The following is an 18098-nucleotide window of genomic DNA, read 5'->3' as shown; positions in this document are numbered from 1 at the left end:
ACGCGTCAACGATTTGGTGATACCGTTGCCGCCAGTGGCCACCCCCTTCCAGTCCCGAGTGAGCGATCCGATCGGCAACCGGGCGCTCAGCACACGTTCGGTGCTCGCCACGGCCTTGCTGGGCGCCGTTCAACCCCGGTTGGCGGTCGCCGAATTGGTTGCGGTGGCCTCCCTGTTCGGCATCAGCGCGGGCGCCGCCCGCACCTGCCTGTGGCGAATGGTCACGGACGGCGAACTCTCCGCCGACGGCGGCAGTTATGCGCTCGCCGGGCGATTGCTGGAGCGCCGCCGACGTGTCGACGAGGCATCCCGGATCGACGACACGACGCTCTCCGGCTGGGACGGAACATGGGAGCTCGCGATCGTCTCGCTCGATCGTCGTTCCGCGGCTGATCGCCTGGAGCTGCGGAAGGCAGCGACGGAGCTGCACCTCGCGGAGCTTCGAGAAGGTGTCTGGATACGTCCGGAAAACCTTGATCCGCAGCGACTTCCAGCGTCGCGGGCGATACTGGATCAGCAGTGCACACACTTTCACAATGCGAAGACCGATTTCCCCCCCGACAAGGTCCGAGCCGTGTTTGCCCTCGATGGCTGGACGGACGATGCCACGGTGCTCATCGAGGCGATGGACGTCGCACTCAAGTCACGTCCGGGCCAGGATTTGACCGAAAGCCTCACCTACGACTTCGCCTTATCGATCGCCGTGGTCCGCCATCTTCAGCGCGACCCGCTGCTACCCCTGGCTCTGCTGCCAAAGCCGTGGCCGGGGCGCGCGTTGCGCACCACTTACCGCCGGTTCGACCACGCATTCAAACGACGGATGAACGCCGCCTTCCGCCGGGCACCGGGGCGCGGCCCCGCTATGTCGGGCGGCTGACCTTCGGCCGGTTCAGCTCGCCGACCACGCTGGCGACCCAGCGCCGAACATGCGCGGGACTGCGCCAATCACCGGCTTTCTTCTTCGCCATCGCACTGGCGGGAAACCCTTTTGCATCGGGTTCCAGCCGACCACCGAACGTGACGTGTCCGCGTGCGCCGACACGCCGGGCCAACTTCGCGACCTGTGCCGTGGGTGGGATGTCGTTGTCCTCCGCCGAGGCGTCCAGTGGTCCGCTACTCACCAGCCACACCGGCAGCTCGCGCAACGCCGCGGCATTTCGGCGGACAAAGCGTCGCGCGTCGCGATGCCACCGGTTGGCGTACAACGCGCCGGCCACGATTACTGCGTCGACACCGATGAGGTCATAAACGTTTTTGGCGGGGCTTACCAACACCTCGCAGCCAGCCGCGGTCAACGCTTCACCAATCATCGCGGCTAACCCCGCTGTCCCGCCTCGCTTAGATCCGAAACTCACCAGGACGCGCATCATCTGCTCCCTAGTCCCGCAGCCGCCTCGGCATTCGCCCTGATCGTGTTCAGCGTCGCGCGCATGATATGTGCGACAAACGGCCGGATCAGCCACCAATAACGCACGAAGTGCTGACGTGCGACGGGATCGGTTGTCACAGTACGGCATTGGTAACTAAGGAGCGTGTGACTTTCCCCGTAGGGCGCCACCGAAAAGTTAGCCGCGATCTTTCCCCATCCGGGTTCGGCGAAGCCGGTGAAATCCGCAACGTCGCGCCACTCGATCACCGGCTGCCAGAACTTCCCCACCGCGCCGAATGCGAACTCGCAGTCGGGTCGTTCGCCCAACACCACCCAGCCCGGCAGCCCGTCCTCGGCGATCACCAAGCGTGGTGGGTTTGGCGCGGCCTGTCCTCGCAAACGTGCCGGCAATCCGCGGATCCACATGGACGCCACCAGCAGTGGCGTGCGCACGGTGAGCAGGTCCAGAGTTCTCGCGGCTTGGTAGGTGGTCGGCGGGGCAGCGGCTACGACAACGTGCTCGGCGAGCATCGCATCGAATGTCGGAACCGCCGATTCGATAAGCATGCGTTCTGTGCCGATAGTTGACATGGTTGCGATTTTCGATCCAACCGGGGCCCGGGCCTAGGGTCACTGGTCCTCTTCCCTAGGGACACTGGGCACCGCAGCACCGGCGGACTCGGCGCGTTGCTTGATGCCCAGCATCATCGCGCGGACCATTGCGAAGTGCAGCGGCTCCCCCACCGTGTAGTCGATGACCGCACCCAATGCGCGCAGCAGTCCGCTGCGTCGCGGGGCCAGCAGCCGCAACCATCCGGCGTCGCGCTCGCGAACCAGCAGACGGGTGCGACTTTCATTGACCGGCACGAGGACGAATGCCCAGGTTCCGATGACCAGTGCCCGGTGCGGCTCGAGAACCGTCACCGCGTTTCCGATCCGCACCCGACCTATCGACCCGGTGTTGATCCGGTCGCCGACCCGGAGATCCTGCAGTTCTGGGTGAATGCGTGTCGCGGAATGGCGCCCTTCGACGTAATGCACGGTGCCGGGGAACAAATAACGCTCAACCCAGTCATAGCTGTAGAAACCGGCGCGGTGGTCCCCCATCTGTATAAGCCAGGGCCAGACCGCTGCCGGCGCTGCGTTGATGGTCACCGCCCTGGTGTGATGACTCATTACGTCCCCGACGATGTCATCGCCGGGCAGCCGCATTAGCCGTTCGGTAGCTGTTGCGCCCCAATCTAATTGCGCAGGCCGGATCAACACGTCATAGCCGACCAGCCCCAGAGCCGAAGCAGCGAGGCTCCATCTCATTTACGGCACGCCACATTCGGTCGCTGTGTGCGGCGCGATCACGACGTACGCCGGCTGCGACTGGCCGTAGTACCGCAGGCGCAGCGGCCACAAGCCGATGTGACGCAGCTCGACCGCCGCGAATCGGGGTTGCAGATAGTAACGCCAAGCGATCCGGGCGAGCACCTCTGGCGGCGGCATCGCTGCGACCGCTCGAGCGCTACCGTGCACCAGGAGCCGACTCCCACGATCGCCGCATTCGCCGCCGAGTAACAGGGCCACCTGAGGCGTAGCAGCCAGGTTGCGCACCGTCCACGACGACGCCGACGTCGTCGCGTACAACCGGCCGCGCTGCGGTACGAACCACAGCGGTACGGCGAATGCCATACCCTTGCGTGACCGGGTCGCCAGCACCATGACTCGCGAATTCTTCACCGCCGCTTGGAGTTTCGGCGACTCCAGATAAGAGCCGTCATCCGCGTCGTGCGCGGTCGAAGTAGATGTGGGCAGCGGGCCTGACTGCGGTTCCGGTACAGCGCGAAGCGCGCCGTAGTCCCACGCGGTGACCCGCTCGGGCACGACCCGATAAGTGTGATCGCCCGCGGCATCGGCGGTGCCCCGGACAGTCAGCGCGCGCAACCGAAACCACTGCGGGCCGTCGTCGGCTACCACCACGACGGGGCAGCCGCCGAGGTCTGGGCTGTCGGCAGTCACCCGCACGATGCGCGCCGACGTGGCGGGATCGGCCGGTTCTTCTAGAGCCACCGCCACCGGAAGCAATCGGATGTCGTTGTCTATGACGGCGGCCAACGCCGCGCGTGGTGGAGCAAGCGCCAGATCGGCTACGGCACCTACCTCGACATCACGAGTGATCACAACCGCCGCCTCTCGGTAGACGCGCCTCGGTTCGAAGGTACGCCGGTGGTGTGACCTGCCGGCGACAGGGCGGCCGTCAGTCTGCGTCGGATTCGGTCGATTCCGCCGAGAGCAGCATCACCAACGTCTCGCGAAATTCGCCCAGTCGCTGCTCACCCAGCACCTGGTGCCAACGCTTCTCCAATTCGATTGCGTTGGAACGCATTACCTGCAAAGCCTGACGACCGCGAGGTGTCAGCTCGATGATTCGGGCGCGCGCGTCGGCCGGGTTCGGTACTCGGGTGACGTATCCGTGCCGCTCCAGGGCCGCCGCCGCCTGGGCCACGGCCTGCCGGCTCACCCTGAGCCGATCGGCCAACGCCGACGCATGCAGTCCGCCTAACGCCAGCGGTACCAAGGCGACCGCTTGCGCGGGCCGGATCCCGTCCAGCCCGGCCGCGGCGAACGCCGCTCGTAACTGCGGGGCACCCGATGCGGCAACCAGGTTGACCAGCGCCGGCACGGTGGGTTGCCATTCGCCCTCCAACGCACGTCGCATGACAAGGAGTGTGCCATTTCCGGCTAGATTGACAAGCTTCTTGTCAAATATTGGCGCGGGTGCCACGATGGCGTTATGCGATCCGGCTACATCCGCACGCTCAGCGTGTGTGTTCTCGGGACATTGATCGTGGTGCTCGGCGGCTGTGTGGGCGGCGGACATGCGTTGGGAATACCGGGTTCTCAGCCGATCCCGGTCGGGCAATCCACCCAGAGTATCGACTTCGGCGGGGTCACCAGGACCTTCCATCTCTATCGGCCGCCAGGCCTGGCCGATGCGGTTCCGCTGGTGGTGATGCTGCACGGCGGCTTCGGCAACGGTGCGCAGGCCGAGCGCTCCTACCACTGGGACGACGCGGCCAACGGTGGTCATTTCCTGGTCGCCTACCCCGACGGTCTCAACCGGGCCTGGAATGCCGGCACCTGCTGTGGTGAGCCGCAGCGCGATAACGTCGACGACGTCGGATTCCTCACCGCGATGGTCGGTGCCATCGCGCAAGAGATCCCGATCGATCGCGCCCGCGTCTACGTCACCGGCATGTCGAACGGGGCGATGATGGCGCTGCGGCTGGGCTGCCAGACCGATACCTTCGCCGCGATCGCTCCGGTCGCGGGGACCCTGCTGACGGACTGCGGCGCGGCCCGGCCGACGTCGGTTCTGCAGATCCACGGCACGGCCGACGAGCGGGTGCCGTACAACGGTGGTCCGGGCAAAGCATTCGGCGCCAGCGGCATTCCACGAGTCGACGGGCCGTCGGCGGAGGCGGTCAATGCCACCTGGCGTGCCATCGACGGCTGCGGCTCGCCGACGTCGACAACGGCCGGGGACGTGACGACTCAAACGGCCGGCTGTGCGGACGGGCGCACCGTCGAGTTGATCTCGGTGGCCGGCGCGGGACATCAGTGGCCCGGCGGCGAGCCGAGCCCCCTCGCCGAGCGGGTCGGCGGCATCCCGGCCCCGTCCACCGCACTGGATGCCACCGGCACCATCTGGCAATTCTTCGCCCAGAGCCACCGCTGAGCACTCATCACCGCGTCGGGTCGCCCAGCATCGCGTCGATCAGCCGGTGCAAGACCTCCCCGGTCTCCAGGCGGGCGCGTTTCGGGTCGTCGGCGGTCGCGATGACCATGGCCGCCTCGTCGAGCGCGCCGATCAGGATGTGGGCCAGCGGTCGCATCGGCTGGTTGGCCAGCTGGCCCGCCCGGACGGCCTCGGTGAGTAGCTGTTCGGTCATGCCCAGGCTGTACCGCTGGGCGACGTCGCGGAAGGCCGGCCAGCCCAGCACGCTGGGCGCGTCCAGCAGGATCAGCTGCCGAACCTCGGGATCGCCGGAGACCTCCAGCCAGGCATCGACGGCGGCCCGGATCGCGTCCGCCGGCGTCGTCGCTCCCGAATCGGCCACGATGGTGCCCATCCGGGCCATCACGTCCTGCTCCACCACCTCGACGACTTCTGCGAAAAGCGTTGCCTTGTCGGCAAATTGGTGATACATCGCGCCGCGGGTGACGCCGGCGGCCGCCGTGATCTCGGGCGTGCCCACTTCGGCGTAGCCCCGTTCGCCCCACAGCCGTCGGGCAGCCGAGATCAGCGCGTCGCGGGTCGCCGCGGAGCGCTCCTCCTGAGTCCGTCTCTTGCTTTCCATACAACCTGTTGGTAACTTACGAACAGACAGCCTGTTTGTAAATGCACACCTCTGACTAGGAGTCATCCATGTCGACGATCGACATTAGTGCCGGGACGATCCATTACGAAGCAACCGGACCCGAAAACGGCAGGCCAGTCGTCTTTGTGCACGGTTACCTAATGGGCCGAGAACTCTGGCGCCGGGTCAGCGAGAAGCTCGCCGCGCGCGGGCTGCGCTGCATCGCCCCCACCTGGCCGCTCGGCGCTCATCCGGAACCACTGCGCCCCGGGGCCGACCGGACCATTTACGGCGTGGCCCGCATCGTCGCCGACGTGCTGGACGCCCTTGACCTCGAAGACGTGGTGCTGGTCGGCAACGACACCGGCGGAGTTGTGACGCAACTCGTCGCGGTGCACTATCCGGAGCGGCTCGGTGCGCTGGTGCTGACGAGTTGTGATGCGTTCGAACATTTTCCGCCGCCGGTCCTCAAGCCGGTGATCCTGGCGGCCAAGTCGAAGACGACGTTTAAAGCGGTGGCCCAGGCGATGCGGGTGCCGGCCGCGCGCAAGCGCGCGTTCGACGGCCTGGCGCATCGCAACATCGACGATCTCACCGAGATCTGGGTGCGCCCAGGGCTATCCGATCCCGGCGTCGTCGAGGACCTGCGCCAGCTTTCGCTCTCGCTGCGAACCGAGGTGACCACGGGTGTCGCGGCCCGGTTACCCGAATTCGACAAGCCCACACTCATCGCGTGGTCGGGCGACGACACGTTCTTCGAACTCGCCGACGGCGAGAAGCTGGCCGCCACCATCCCGAACGCCCGGCTTGAGGTCATCGACGGCGCCCGGACGTTCTCGATGGTGGACCAACCGGACCGGCTGGCCGATCTGTTGTCGACGATCGCGGTCCGCGCCTAGAGCGTGCCGGCTGCAGGGCTCGCCAATTGTCGTAGCCTGCACCGCATGGCCATCAAACTTGAGAACGTCGGCATCGCCGTTCGCGACCTGGAAGCAACGATCTCCTTTTTCACCGATCTCGGTCTCACGGTCGTCGGCCGTGACACGGTCAGCGGTGAGTGGGCAGACACTGCCGTCGGCCTCGATGGCAACCACGCCAACATCGCGATGCTCCAGACGCCAGACGGTCACGGTCGTCTGGAGCTGTTCGAGTACATCCACCCAACAGCGATCGACTCGAAGCCCACGCGTCCCAACGAGATTGGTATGCACCGCGTTGCCTTCTCAGTCGACGACATCGACCAAGCCCTTGAGATAGCCGCACGACACGGCTGCCGCCCGCTTCGTGGCGTCGCGACCTATTCGGACACCTACAAGCTCACGTACCTCCGTGGCCCCAGCGGCATCATCGTGATGCTCGCCGAGGAGCTGAAGAAGAGTTGACGCCCTGAGACGAGGCAATGCGGTGTAGTGGACACTGCGCCGGCCGTATAGCGTTTCGGCCATGTCAGAGTCGACACAGGTACTCAACGGCCGACGAATTCTGGTGACCGGCGGGGCGACCGGAATCGGTGCGGCCGCCGTCGAAGTTCTCGCCGCGGCGGGGGCTGACGTCGCCGCGACCTACCATCAGACGCCACCGCCCGCGGGCCTCGCGGCCAACTGGATGCAGTGCGATGTGCGCGACGCCGACGCCGTCTCGGCGATGGTTCAACAATCCACCGAACGGCTGGGCGGCCTCGACGTCCTCGTCAACGCCGCCGGTCTCTGGCAGGCCGGGGTACCCGGGTATGTCGGCGCCGACGACATTTCGTTCCTGTTGGACACGAACGTCAAGGCAACCATCCTCACCAACCAGGCGGCGTATGCCGTGATGAAGGATCAGAATCCCAAGGGCGGCAAAATCATCAACTTCGGATCCTCCGAAGCCGTTATGGGCAGCCCGATTTCGGCCGTCTACGCCGCGACCAAGGGGGCCGTGCAGGCCTGGACGCGATCGGCCGCCAAGGCCTGGGCCTCTGACAACATCACCGTCAACTCGCTGGCACCCGCGGTACAGACGGCGGGAGCCGACCGGCTGCGCGCATTCCTCGGGCCGGACGCCGCCGCGCTGATCGACCAGCAGATGCAGATGATGATTCCGCTCGGTGGGACCTTGGGAGATCCGGCGCGCGACCTCGGCCCGATGCTGGTGTTCCTGGCCGGCCCCGGGTCGGGCTTTATCACCGGGCAGCTGCTGGCCGTGGACGGCGGCCTGATGATGGTCGGTGGGTAACCCGGTATCGCCGAGATCGGCGTTACTGTGCCGTTCTCGCGCACTTGTTCGCACTGGTGTCGATCTCGACGACCGGGGGCACCAACCGACCCGCTAAGATAAGACGGACCGTCTCGTCTCGTAAGGGTGAAGGTGAATCTCGATGGCTGACGACACCATGCAGGCGTTCCTGCGGCGGCGCCTATCGGATCCGAACGTCGCCGTGAAACACCGTGATCTGCAATGGAGTTGGATCGAGCACCTGGAGCAGGCCAGCTCGCGGGCCGCGGCCCTGATCGGCGCCGCCGACCCGCAGCGACCGCTGCACGTCGGTGCGCTGCTGGGCAACACTCCCGAGATGGTCAACCAGATGGCGGCCGCCGGGCTGGGCGGCTACGTGCTGTGCGGACTGAACAACACCCGGCGCGGTGAGGCACTGGCCGCCGACGTCCGGCGGGCCGACTGCCAGTTCGTCGTCACCGACGCCGAACACCGGCCCCTGCTGGACGGCTTGGACCTCGCGGGCACGCGGATCTTCGACATCTCGACATCGCAATGGACCGAATTCATCAGTGCCGCCGGCGAACTGGTTCCATATCGGGAAGTCGCAGCAACGGATGCGTTGATGATGATCTTCACCTCGGGCACGAGCGGAAATCCCAAGGCGGTGCAGGTATCCCACCTGATGGCGATGTTCGCCGGCACCAATCTGGTCCAACGGTTCGCCCTCACCGAACAGGACACCTGCTACGTGTCCATGCCGTTGTTTCATTCCAACGCGGTCGTGGCCGGCTGGGCGCCCGCGGTCTGTTCCGGCGCCGCGATCGTGCCGGCGAAGTTCTCGGCGACCAACTTCCTCGACGACATCCGCCACCATGGTGCGACCTACATGAACTACGTCGGCAAGCCGTTGGCCTATATCCTGGCCACGCCCGAGCGCGACGACGACGCCGACAACCCGCTGCGGGTCGCGTTCGGCAACGAGGCCAACGACAAGGACATCGAAGAGTTCGGCCGCCGCTTCGGGGTTCGGGTCGAGGACGGCTTCGGCTCGACCGAGAACGCGGTCATCGTGATTCGCGAAGAGGGCACGCCGAAGGGCTCGATCGGCCGGGGCATCGACGGGGTCGCGATCTACAACAGCGACACCGTCACCGAATGCGCGGTCGCGCGCTTCGACGCCAGCGGCGCGCTCGCCAATGCCGACGAGGCGGTGGGCGAGCTGGTCAACACCACGGGAGCGGGTTTCTTCACCGGCTACTACAACGACCCCGCCGCGAACGCCGAACGGATGCGCCACGGCATGTACTGGTCGGGGGACCTCGCCTACCGCGACGCCGACGGATGGATCTACCTCGCCGGCCGCACCGCGGACTGGATGCGGGTCGACGGCGAGAACATGGCCGCCGCCCCGATCGAGCGAATCCTGCTGCGCCACAATGCGATCAACCGGGTCGCGGTGTACGCCGTGCCGGATGGGCACGTCGGCGACCAGGTGATGGCCGCTGTGGTGCTCAATGACGGCCGGACGCTCGAGCCCGAGGAATTCGAGGCCTTCCTGGGCCGCCAACCCGACCTGTCCCCCAAGGCGCGACCGCGCTATGTGCGGATCGCCACCGACCTGCCCAGCACCGCCACGCACAAAGTTCTCAAACGCCAGTTGATCGCGCAGGGAACGGCGATCGGCGCGGACGAAACCCTGTGGGTACGCGAACCACGCGGCACGGCCTACCGGGACGCGGCTAGTTCCTTGGTGCCCGACGGCGGATCTGCCCCTTCGCCCGTGGCACCCGCTTAACGGGATCTCTGCTTGTGCCGCTAGCGATCTCGTCACGCAGCTGCGCGATGTTGGAGATCTCCGCGTACAACCCCCGAATCGCGTAGTCCAGCACGGCAAACGAGAAGCGCTGGTCCGGATCGTCGGTGATGCCGAGTTCGCGGGAACGTTGCCGCGACCACAGGGCCTCGTCGAGGCGGGCCCGGGTGGCTTCAAGATGCCGATCCAGCGTGTCAACGACTCGCTCGGGGTCCTCGCCTCGCGCGAGCCAGGTACGCAAGATAACCGGGTGCTTGATGACCACCTGATCGTCGCCCGGAAAGTGTTGGACCCAACGGCGAAGAGCGTCGAGTCCGGAATCGGTGGTCTCGTACAACGTGATCGCACGCTTGCCGGAGTGAGCGGCGATTTCGCTGACCATCCCCCACTGCAGCAGCCGACTCAGTTCGCGTCGCACGTGACTGACCGAGGGCGACCAATAGAAGTGGCCCACGGTCAGCTCGGCGCGCATCTTGATCTCACCGGCGGTCAGTTGTTCGTCGTTTGCCGCCAGCACCCCCAGCACCAGGTAGGCCGTTACCGGTAGGCCATTGGTGCTGCGCCGGGGACTCACGACTGGCTACTTCCGGCTGGTGAAGTAGGGCAGCGTCAAGTCGGGGTCAACGACATGGAAGTCCACTTGCACGCGCATCCCGATCGCCAGCTCGTCGGGTGCCACCCCGACGACGTTGGTGAGCAGCTGATAGCCCTCGTCGAGCGTGACGATCGCCGGCGCGTAGGGCGGTTCGAACTCGGGCGTCACGGGGCGGGAAACCACTGTCCAGCTGTAGATTTCGCCGGACCCGGCGCTGTTCGCCCATCGCAATTCGGCCGAGAGGCATTGGCGGCAGTGCTCGGTCGGGGGGAAGTTGGCCAGGCCGCACGCATCGCAACGCTGATAGCGCAGTTCCCGCGATTGACACCCCTGCCAGAACGGCACGCTGAGGTGGCTGCTCGCGTGTGGCAGCGGGCCGGTCTGCGGTCGCAACTCGGTCATCGTGGCTCGTCTCCGACGATCAGCACCGTGGTGAACAAGGCGCCCGCTCCCCCGTTGCTGCAGAACGCAACATGCGCGTCGGGCACCTGGAGCGCGCCGGCCTCACCGCGCAACTGCTGCACGGCGCGGATGGCGCGTTGCATCATTTGCGGATTGGCCCCGGCGTGGCTGAAGGACATGGTTCCTCCATCGGTGGTGATCGGATGGCTGCCGTCGATGGCGATGTGGCCGTCGGCGACGAACGGTCCGCCTTCGCCCTCGCCGCAGAAGCCGAAAGCCTCTAGCTGACGGATGATTTCGAACGAGAACGGATCGTAGAGTTCCAGCACGTCGACATCGTCGGGCCGAATTCCGGCATGGCGGAACGCGCCTTCGGCCGCGCGTCGTCCGACGACGCCATTGACGTACCGGGCGTGATCGCCGCGCCGCCCGGCCAGGTCCCAGGCCGGTGGATGCTGATACGACGGCCCGTGAAAGTCCGCGCCGCTGCCCAGCACGTAGATCGGCCGGCTCGCCGGCTCGCCTTTGTCCAAGACCTTGTCGATGTTCGCCACCACCAGCGCACAGCCGCCCTCGGAGGTGGTGGCGCAGTCGAGCAGGTGAAACGGGTCGGCGATGGGCCGGGAGTCGGTGATGTCGTCCGGGGTGAACGGACCGCGTTGGTAGTAAACAGCTTCTGGGTTTTGCGATCCGTTGTTACGGATCGTCGACGCCACGATCGACAGCTGCTCGCGGGTGGTGCCGTAGACGTGCATGTGCCGCCGGGCGATCAACGCGAACTCGGCGGCGGTGAACATGCCCCACGGCGCGACGAATTCGTTCTCGGGCCGGGTCCATGGCGCCGTTGCCTCGTGGTCGCGGTATTCGCCGGCCTGGGCGGCGACCAGCACCACGACGTCGGCCATGCCGTGCTCGATCGCGGTGACCGCCTCGGTGATCATGCCGACCCCGAAGGCCAGACCCTGCCACGCCGGGCCGATGCGCAGGTCGTAGATCAACGACGTCGAGTGCGGGCTCGCGCTGATGCCGTCCACGTCGTCGAGGCTCAGGCCGGCGTCGTCGAGTGCACCCAGAATCGCCTTGATCGCCAGCCCGCGTGACGTTTCGCCGTCCAGGCGTCGTCCCTGTCGGGTGTTGTGCACCCCGACGATCGCGGCGGTGCGTTTCGGGGCACTCACCCTTGTTCCATCCGTTGCTGCCCTTCAGTTCTCATCTGCTACTACCCCGAGATAGGTTCCCAGGACCTCGTATTGCCGTCCGTCGCGCAGTACCGTGCCGATCGTCCGGGTGCGCGCATCGACACCCGGCGCGCCGGCACCCCTGGCTATTTCCACGACGTCGATTCGCACGTCGACCGGCCGCGCGGTTTGCGGGTCGGTGATCTCGACGACCATTGCCACCGCGCCCTCCCGCGCATCCCACTCCACGCTGGTGATCCGGTGCCGCGCAGTCAGTTCCATCACAACGGAGTCCTGACGCACCAGGAAGCGCACCGGCGCGCAGAGCTCCCCGGCCCGCGGCGGCACGCACAGCGTGACGGCCATGTCACAAGCCCGCCGGCCGGGCGCTGGTCGCGCCCGCCGCGCGCAGTCGCGCCAAATCTTCTTCGCTGTTCCCCAGCACGCCGGTCAGCACCTCGGTGGTGTGCTGCCCGTACAACGGTGAACAGCGACGGATCCAGCGCCTGGGTTTCCCGATGAGCGCGAAAGGCATGCCGACACAACGGAACGAGCCGGCCACGGGGTGATCGACCGTCTCCCAGAACCCCCGCGCAAGCAGTTGCGGGTCGGTCAGCAACGCGGCCGCCTCTGTCACCCGTGCCGCGGCCACCCCGGCGGCCCGCAGCGTGGCGACCGCGTCGTCCACCTGGCGGCGCGCCGTCCAATCCGATAGCAGCTTGTCGATCTCGTCGACCCGCTCCCGCCAACCCGCCTCATCGCTTTCGAGGTCGGGCCGGTCGAGCACCGCGGCCAGCGCGGCACGCGCGGCGTCGGTCATCGCGGCGAGCGCTACCCATTCGTCGTCGCCCTGACAGCGGTACAAGCCCTGCGGACTCGCGCCGGGTCCCCGATTTCCCTGCCGGCACATCTGAATTCCGTTGCGCGAGTACTCGAGCAGCATCTCGGCCGCAACGTTGAGCGCCGACTCCACCATCGTGGACTCGACATGCATGCCGATCCCGTCCCGGTCGCGGATCACCAGGGCCGCAACGGCCGCGAACGCGGCATGCAATCCGGCTATCGGATCGCACACCCCGCGCGGAATCACGGGCGGGCCATCGGCATGTCCCGTCATCCACGCCATCCCGGTGGCCTGTTCCATTGTCTGCGCGAACCCGACGCGGTCGCGCCACGGACCATCGAGACCGAACGCCGGCATCCGGACCATCACGGCGCGCGGATTGGCCGCACGGACCGTATCCCATTGCAGGCCGAAGTTTTCCATCACCCTCGGGGAGAAATTTTCGATGACCAGATCGCTCGCGGCGATCAGCTGTAGCGCCAGCTCGCGACCGGCGTCGGTGCTGAGCTCGACACTGATACCGCGCTTATTGTTGTTGCTGCACAAAAAAACTGGCCCCCACTCCCACCACTGCTCCCAATCGGGTGGGCGGCCCGCGGAGAACCGCATACCGTCGGGGCGGCGAACGCCCTCGAGCTTGATCACGTCGGCGCCCAGCGATCCGAGGAATTGGGTGGCCACCGGCCCGGCCCAAAATGCGGTGAAGTCGGTAATCCGGATGTCGGACAGCGGAAGTGTATCGAGATGACCGGCTTTCGACCGTGCGGGTCGCGGCGGCCAGTGCACCCGGCCGTTGTCGGCCCCCAGCATCGGCGGACGGCCTGGCGGCCGGGTGGCGATCGCGTCGCTGCGGTACGGCACCCGCGGCTGCAGCACCCCGCGCTCGGATTGCACGAACACGCCGCGCGCGACGAAGTGGTCGACCGTCGACAGCGTGGCGGGAGCACCGATGGGCGCCACCGGGATACGGAACGCCACCGCGAGGTCGACGATCTCCTGCGTGGTCCGGGTCTGGGTCCACTGGGTCACCATGTCGAGGAACTCATCGCGGCGCTCGACCCGGCCGACGAACGACGCCAGCTCGGCGTCGTCAACCAGATCAGCGCGGTCGATCATGATCAAGAAATCCTGAAACTGCTGCGCGGTGATCGTGCAGAACCCGACGTTGCCGTCGGCGGTGGGGACGATCGACGGGAGTTCAAGACTGCGTTGGTGCAGCAGGGAATCCGCGCCCAAGACACTGGCCGACATCGCGGACAGCCCGCCCATCGCGATCGCCATCGCCTCGTACGTCGAGACGTCGATGACTTCGCCGCCACCGCCCCGGGCGGCGTGCCGGGCTGCGGCGGCCGCGACCGGAGCCGCGAACGAGGCTGCCAACCACTCCCCGAGCCGTCCGCCCGCCTGCACTGGTTCGTCGCCCGGCCAGCCTCTACCCGAGGTTGAGCCGCACAACGCTTGCAGGATGAACTCATTGGCGGCTATTTGGTCGTCGACGTAGGGCCCCGTCGTACCGAACGGCGTCACCGCGACGACCACCGCCGACGGGCCGACCTGTGCGGTGATGTCGTCGAGCGTCCAGCCGTCGGTCAGGTCGGCGAGCACGACGTCGGCGCCGGCCAAGAGTGCGGTGATCTCCGCGTCGTCACGGCGCACCACCGATTTCTTGCCCGCGGCCAGGTAGCCGAACAATGCCCCCGGCGGCCCCCCGGCAGACCAGCCGCGCATCGAATCGCCTTGCGGGGATTCGATCTTCACTACCTCGGCGCCGGCGTCGGCGAACATTTTGGCGCAGTACGACACCGCGATCCCGTTGGACAGCTCCAGCACCCGCCAATCGCTGAACGGTGCTCGGGCCGCCACGCTCAGTTGCCCAGCGTGGTCGCGCGGCCGGCGATGCCGGCCACCTCGGCCGTCACCGGGACCTGCGCGGAGGCCTGGGCCTGCAGCGCGAACTGCGTCATCCGGGTCCACGCGTCCCGGTCCCGCTGGCTGGCCTGGCGCCCGACGTGGGTGACCACGTCGACGTCGGTGGCCTGTGCGCGCAACTGGCCTGCGCGGGCGTGCTCCTTTGGGATGTGCTGGAACGGGTCGAAAGAATAAGCAGCCATGGCGTTTTCGTGTGTGATCTTGTTGATGAGCGCGTCGTCGAGGTGACCCATTGTCTCGATGATGTCCTCGGGCGCGAACGGCCAGTTGCTGTCGGAGTGCGGGAAGTCGGATTCCCAGCACAGCATGTCCTCGTTGAACCAGTCCATGTTGTGCACGCCGACTTTGTCGCTGATGAAGCAGGTGTAGAAGTGCCGCTTGAACACGTCTACGGGTCCGCCGTATCCGGGCGGGAACTTCGCGAGCGTCCAGCCCGAATGACGGTTGTAGACATGCTCGGCGCGCCACAGGAAGTACGGGATCCAGCCGACATCACCCTCGGTGAGCGAGAATTTCAGTTGCGGGAAGTCGGCCCAGAATTCGGCCCAGATCAGCTCGGTGAAGGTGAACATGCTCATCATCGACGATGCCGTCATCTGCACACTCGGCGGAGCGTCCGTCGAAACCTGAGGAGAGCGCGACGCGGAGCCGACATGCGTGCACAGCACCGTTTGGTTCTCGCAGACCGCCTCGAACAACGGATACCAGTATTTGGTGTGAATGCTGGGCATTTGTAACGCTTCTGGATTCTCCGAGAACGTCACCGCATGACATCCCTTGTCCGCCAGGCGCTTGACTTCCTTGGCCGACTCGGCGACGTCGTACAAGGGCAGAATTCCGCACGGGATGAACCGCCCGGGGTATGCCGCACACCATTCGTCGACGTGCCAGTCGTTGTAGGCCTTGATCATCACCAGGTTGACGTCGCGGTCGGGACCCTGGTTGAGGACCTGGCCGGAGAACCCGGTGAAGTTCGGGAAGTTCAGCCCCGCCAGCTGCCCGCCGGCGTTCATGTCACGGATCCGCTCGTCGACGTTGAAGCAGCCCGGCCGCATCTCGTCATAGCGCGAGGCGTCGATGTTGTACATCTCGCGGGGCTTGCCCGCGACGGCGTTCAGGCCCATGTTTCGCCCGCGCACCTCGCCGTAGTACCACTGCTGGACACCGTCGGGCTCCAGGACCACCCGCGGAGCGAGGTCTTTGTACTTCGCCGGAACATGCGCGTCGAACATGTCTGCCGGTTCGGCGATATGGTCATCCACGCTGATCAGGATCAGGTCGTCTTTATTCATGCCGCTCTCCTTGAATACAGCGACTAGTAGACAATGATCTCAGTCACAGAGTCAACGCCCGGACATTGCTGCTGCTGGGAAGTCAGAGCGCCATAACAGCAGTAATATACCGCCGATCGGTGCATAAGCACCTGCCTGGTCAGGCCCGCACCGGAGAGTGACTAATAGTCCGTCTATATCGGGCGTCTGACCTGCTCTGGGATTGCCGGATCATGGTCGTCGCTCGTCACTGCATGCCACCATGAGTCATGGCTGGGCCCGAGGTGAACGCGAATAAGGTGGTGCGGCCGACCAATGCGGACGTGGCGCGTTTGGCCAGCGTGTCGACCGCGACGGTCAGCTACGTCTTGAACAACGCAGCTGGCCGCAGGATCTCGGCGCAAACACGTGAGGCCGTCCAGCGCGCTGCCGAGCTGCTGGGCTATCGGCCCAACCTGGCCGCGCGCAACCTCGCACGGGGCAAGAGCGGAGTGGTTTTGTACGTGGTGCCGCATGTGGCGGTCGGCGAGATGCCCATGATCGCCGGCAGCCGAATGACCACCGAGCTGGCGCGCCTGGGCTTACTCCAGGTGCAGATCTTCGAGACCGAGGACGATCAGTACATCGTCGACGCGATCGAGAACCTCGACCCGATTGCGGTCACCAGCCTGTTCCCGCTCAACGCTGCCGCATCGCAAGCGCTACGGGCCGCTGGCATACCCAACATCGAGATCGGGACGCTGCCCGCGCTCGGCGATCCGCACCTCGACATTGGCGAGATGCGGGTTGACCATCTCGTTTCGCGTGGTCACCGGCAGATCGGGTTCGCCTATACCGGGATTCCCAGGTGGCGCGCGCTGGGCGACTACTGGTTCGAGGGTGTCGCGCGCGCGGCGAAGTCGCGGGACTTGCCGCGCTTGGCCGTCGCCGAGGTGACGGTGGACAACGCCGCCGAGGTGGTGCGGGAATGGGTGCGGGACGGCGTGACGGCCGTGTGTGCGCAAAGTGACGAAATCGCCTGCCTTGTCTTGCACGGGATTCATGAAGCAGGGCTGCGCTGCCCGCGCGACCTCGCGGTCATGGGCGTCGACGCCACCCCGATGGGCGTGGTGAGCAGCCCACCCCTGACCACCGTGCAATTCGCTTCGCGCGCGGTCGCCGATATCGCTCTTGCTGCTCTGCTTGAACGATTGGGGTACCCGCCCCCGCCAGCGGGCGAGCGCACCGATATCGCGCGCCTGATCGTGCGGTCCTCGACCTAGCACCGCACTGGCATACTCCCGTCTGAGCGCACCGCCGGAGAGGAGCAATCCGATGGACATCGTCGACGCCCAGGTCCACGCCAACATGCTGGGCACCGAGGTCACGCTGGCGATCATGGATGCCCTGGGCATTGCGGGCGTGCTGTTCGACGAGTTCGACACGTTTACCGACGAGGGATTGCAGCCGGGCTATCGTCTGGCGAACGGCGCCTTTCGCTGTGTGGGGCCGAACGCCGAAGCCGCGGCGATACGGTATCCCGAGCGCTTCGCGTTCCTGATGCGAGTGGATCCGACCGACCCGGGCATCGAATCGTGGATTGAAACCTTGACCGCCGCACCCGGGTTCAAGGCCCTGCGCACCACGATCTTCACCCCGGCGGAAGCGGCGGTGTTCGAGCGGGGCGGCCACGATCGGTTACTCAAAGCCGCCGGCGCGCACAGCCTGCCGGTGTTCGTCACGTGTCCCGGCATGGTGGCGCACCTGACGCAATATGTGGAGCGCTTTCCCGATGTTCAGTTCGTCATCGATCATTGCGGCGCCGCTTTCGATGCCCCGCCCGGCCAAGCCGGCATTGACGATGCGGTGGCGATGGCTCGCTACGCCAACGTGGCGTACAAATGGGCCCACGCGCCGTCCTTCTTGTCGACCGAGCCCTACCCGTTCAGCGACCTCGAACCGAAGCTGCGCCGCGCGATCGATGCCTTCGGACCACAGCGGGTGATGTGGGCCAGCGACTACACGATGACCCGGCACCGCGCCAGCTGGGCCGAGAATCTGTTCAGCATCCGCGACTCCTCGTCACTGTCGCAGGCCGAGAAGGCCTGGGTCCTCGGCGGAACCGCCCGCCGAATTCTCAAATGGCCAGCGCCACAAGCTAAGTCGTAGTGAC

20 protein-coding genes are annotated in these 18098 nt (G+C 66.3%); 8 read left to right on the top strand and 12 right to left on the bottom strand.

Features of this window, described 5'->3' with window-relative positions:
- The first annotated feature begins 34 nt into the window (after positions 1-34).
- Complete coding sequence (locus MJO58_RS01060) at positions 35-877, top strand: PaaX family transcriptional regulator C-terminal domain-containing protein (RefSeq protein WP_239721753.1); 843 nt, start codon at positions 35-37, stop codon at positions 875-877.
- Here MJO58_RS01060 and MJO58_RS01055 read toward each other — a convergent pair.
- From MJO58_RS01055 to MJO58_RS01035, 5 genes are all read right to left on the bottom strand, one after another.
- Positions 861-1367 carry a flavodoxin domain-containing protein gene (locus MJO58_RS01055; RefSeq protein ID WP_259608737.1) on the bottom strand — a complete coding sequence of 169 codons (507 nt, stop codon included), beginning with the start codon at positions 1365-1367 and terminating at the stop codon, positions 861-863. The two genes, MJO58_RS01060 and MJO58_RS01055, sit on opposite strands and share 17 nt — an antisense overlap.
- Entirely contained in the window at positions 1367-1960 is a 594-nt protein-coding gene (locus tag MJO58_RS01050) for a hypothetical protein (protein WP_239721751.1), read from the bottom strand. Before MJO58_RS01050 ends, MJO58_RS01055 begins: the two co-directional genes overlap by 1 nt.
- Positions 1961-1999: 39 nt before the next feature.
- Positions 2000-2683 carry a hypothetical protein gene (locus MJO58_RS01045; protein ID WP_217493093.1) on the bottom strand — a complete coding sequence of 228 codons (684 nt, stop codon included), beginning with the start codon at positions 2681-2683 and terminating at the stop codon, positions 2000-2002.
- A complete protein-coding gene (locus MJO58_RS01040; RefSeq protein ID WP_239721750.1) occupies positions 2684-3538 on the bottom strand; it encodes a pyridoxamine 5'-phosphate oxidase family protein in 855 nt (284 codons plus the stop codon). It abuts the gene before it with no gap.
- Between the two features lie 76 nt (positions 3539-3614).
- Positions 3615-4076: a MarR family winged helix-turn-helix transcriptional regulator gene (locus MJO58_RS01035; RefSeq protein ID WP_239721749.1), complete on the bottom strand. Its 462-nt coding sequence runs from the start codon at positions 4074-4076 to the stop codon at positions 3615-3617.
- Positions 4077-4151: 75 nt separating this feature from the next.
- On the opposite strand from MJO58_RS01035, the gene MJO58_RS01030 reads away from it, so the two are divergent.
- A complete protein-coding gene (locus MJO58_RS01030; protein ID WP_239721748.1) occupies positions 4152-5096 on the top strand; it encodes an extracellular catalytic domain type 1 short-chain-length polyhydroxyalkanoate depolymerase in 945 nt (314 codons plus the stop codon).
- A gap of 7 nt (positions 5097-5103) precedes the next feature.
- On the opposite strand, the gene MJO58_RS01025 is transcribed toward MJO58_RS01030, so the two are convergent.
- Positions 5104-5718, bottom strand: coding sequence for a TetR/AcrR family transcriptional regulator (locus MJO58_RS01025; protein WP_090598258.1), 615 nt, complete (start codon positions 5716-5718; stop codon positions 5104-5106).
- 68 nt (positions 5719-5786) lie between these two features.
- Between MJO58_RS01025 and MJO58_RS01020 the strand changes: the two genes are divergently transcribed.
- The 4 genes from MJO58_RS01020 (at position 5787) to fadD1 (ending at position 9709) form a co-directional block, all read left to right on the top strand.
- Positions 5787-6617 carry an alpha/beta fold hydrolase gene (locus MJO58_RS01020; protein WP_090598257.1) on the top strand — a complete coding sequence of 277 codons (831 nt, stop codon included), beginning with the start codon at positions 5787-5789 and terminating at the stop codon, positions 6615-6617.
- Positions 6618-6662: 45 nt separating this feature from the next.
- Positions 6663-7100 carry a VOC family protein gene (locus MJO58_RS01015; RefSeq protein ID WP_239721747.1) on the top strand — a complete coding sequence of 146 codons (438 nt, stop codon included), beginning with the start codon at positions 6663-6665 and terminating at the stop codon, positions 7098-7100.
- A gap of 61 nt (positions 7101-7161) precedes the next feature.
- Positions 7162-7932 (top strand): SDR family NAD(P)-dependent oxidoreductase, encoded by a 771-nt coding sequence (locus tag MJO58_RS01010; RefSeq protein WP_239721746.1) that lies wholly within the window; start codon positions 7162-7164, stop codon positions 7930-7932.
- Between the two features lie 142 nt (positions 7933-8074).
- Positions 8075-9709: a fatty-acid--CoA ligase FadD1 gene (gene fadD1 / locus MJO58_RS01005; protein ID WP_239721745.1), complete on the top strand. Its 1635-nt coding sequence runs from the start codon at positions 8075-8077 to the stop codon at positions 9707-9709.
- Here fadD1 and MJO58_RS01000 read toward each other — a convergent pair.
- The 6 genes from MJO58_RS01000 to MJO58_RS00975 are packed head-to-tail and all read right to left on the bottom strand — an operon-like array spanning position 9654 to position 15967.
- Positions 9654-10301: a MarR family transcriptional regulator gene (locus MJO58_RS01000; protein WP_090598250.1), complete on the bottom strand. Its 648-nt coding sequence runs from the start codon at positions 10299-10301 to the stop codon at positions 9654-9656. The genes fadD1 and MJO58_RS01000 overlap by 56 nt on opposite strands.
- A 6-nt stretch (positions 10302-10307) precedes the next feature.
- Complete coding sequence (locus MJO58_RS00995) at positions 10308-10724, bottom strand: Zn-ribbon domain-containing OB-fold protein (protein WP_090598248.1); 417 nt, start codon at positions 10722-10724, stop codon at positions 10308-10310.
- A complete protein-coding gene (locus MJO58_RS00990) occupies positions 10721-11902 on the bottom strand; it encodes a thiolase family protein (protein ID WP_239721744.1) in 1182 nt (393 codons plus the stop codon). Before MJO58_RS00990 ends, MJO58_RS00995 begins: the two co-directional genes overlap by 4 nt.
- 24 nt (positions 11903-11926) lie before the next feature.
- The gene (locus MJO58_RS00985) at positions 11927-12268 is read right to left on the bottom strand and encodes a hypothetical protein (RefSeq protein ID WP_090598245.1); all 342 of its coding nucleotides are present in this window, start codon (positions 12266-12268) and stop codon (positions 11927-11929) included.
- A gap of 1 nt (position 12269) precedes the next feature.
- A complete protein-coding gene (locus tag MJO58_RS00980; RefSeq protein WP_239721743.1) occupies positions 12270-14609 on the bottom strand; it encodes a CaiB/BaiF CoA-transferase family protein in 2340 nt (779 codons plus the stop codon).
- Between the two features lie 2 nt (positions 14610-14611).
- Positions 14612-15967 (bottom strand): amidohydrolase family protein, encoded by a 1356-nt coding sequence (locus MJO58_RS00975; protein WP_239721742.1) that lies wholly within the window; start codon positions 15965-15967, stop codon positions 14612-14614.
- Positions 15968-16215: 248 nt separating this feature from the next.
- Between MJO58_RS00975 and MJO58_RS00970 the strand changes: the two genes are divergently transcribed.
- Both MJO58_RS00970 and MJO58_RS00965 read left to right on the top strand, forming a co-directional pair.
- Positions 16216-17208, top strand: coding sequence for a LacI family DNA-binding transcriptional regulator (locus MJO58_RS00970; RefSeq protein WP_090598240.1), 993 nt, complete (start codon positions 16216-16218; stop codon positions 17206-17208).
- A gap of 52 nt (positions 17209-17260) precedes the next feature.
- Entirely contained in the window at positions 17261-18094 is an 834-nt protein-coding gene (locus MJO58_RS00965) for an amidohydrolase family protein (RefSeq protein ID WP_239721741.1), read from the top strand.
- Positions 18095-18098: the final 4 nt, after the last annotated feature.

It is taken from the genome of Mycobacterium lentiflavum, from assembly GCF_022374895.2.
In the GTDB taxonomy this organism is placed as follows: Bacteria; Actinomycetota; Actinomycetes; order Mycobacteriales; family Mycobacteriaceae; genus Mycobacterium; species Mycobacterium lentiflavum.
The sequence above is the reverse complement of the archived record's forward strand: the minus strand, read 5'-3'. Positions and strand labels throughout refer to the sequence as shown.

Bases quoted from the DNA above. Each gene is read 5' to 3' on its own strand.
- MJO58_RS00965 (WP_239721741.1), top strand. From the start codon at position 17,261: ATGGACATCGTCGACGCCCAGGTCCACGCCAACATGCTGGGCACCGAG.
- MJO58_RS01035 (WP_239721749.1), bottom strand. From the start codon at position 4,076: ATGCGACGTGCGTTGGAGGGCGAATGGCAACCCACCGTGCCGGCGCTG.
- MJO58_RS00970 (WP_090598240.1), top strand. From the start codon at position 16,216: ATGGCTGGGCCCGAGGTGAACGCGAATAAGGTGGTGCGGCCGACCAAT.
- MJO58_RS01015 (WP_239721747.1), top strand. From the start codon at position 6,663: ATGGCCATCAAACTTGAGAACGTCGGCATCGCCGTTCGCGACCTGGAA.
- MJO58_RS01020 (WP_090598257.1), top strand. From the start codon at position 5,787: ATGTCGACGATCGACATTAGTGCCGGGACGATCCATTACGAAGCAACC.
- MJO58_RS01030 (WP_239721748.1), top strand. From the start codon at position 4,152: ATGCGATCCGGCTACATCCGCACGCTCAGCGTGTGTGTTCTCGGGACA.
- MJO58_RS01055 (WP_259608737.1), bottom strand. From the start codon at position 1,367: ATGCGCGTCCTGGTGAGTTTCGGATCTAAGCGAGGCGGGACAGCGGGG.
- fadD1 (WP_239721745.1), top strand. From the start codon at position 8,075: ATGGCTGACGACACCATGCAGGCGTTCCTGCGGCGGCGCCTATCGGAT.
- MJO58_RS01045 (WP_217493093.1), bottom strand. From the start codon at position 2,683: ATGAGATGGAGCCTCGCTGCTTCGGCTCTGGGGCTGGTCGGCTATGAC.
- MJO58_RS01050 (WP_239721751.1), bottom strand. From the start codon at position 1,960: ATGTCAACTATCGGCACAGAACGCATGCTTATCGAATCGGCGGTTCCG.
- MJO58_RS00975 (WP_239721742.1), bottom strand. From the start codon at position 15,967: ATGAATAAAGACGACCTGATCCTGATCAGCGTGGATGACCATATCGCC.
- MJO58_RS01025 (WP_090598258.1), bottom strand. From the start codon at position 5,718: ATGGAAAGCAAGAGACGGACTCAGGAGGAGCGCTCCGCGGCGACCCGC.
- MJO58_RS01010 (WP_239721746.1), top strand. From the start codon at position 7,162: ATGTCAGAGTCGACACAGGTACTCAACGGCCGACGAATTCTGGTGACC.
- MJO58_RS00985 (WP_090598245.1), bottom strand. From the start codon at position 12,268: ATGGCCGTCACGCTGTGCGTGCCGCCGCGGGCCGGGGAGCTCTGCGCG.
- MJO58_RS00995 (WP_090598248.1), bottom strand. From the start codon at position 10,724: ATGACCGAGTTGCGACCGCAGACCGGCCCGCTGCCACACGCGAGCAGC.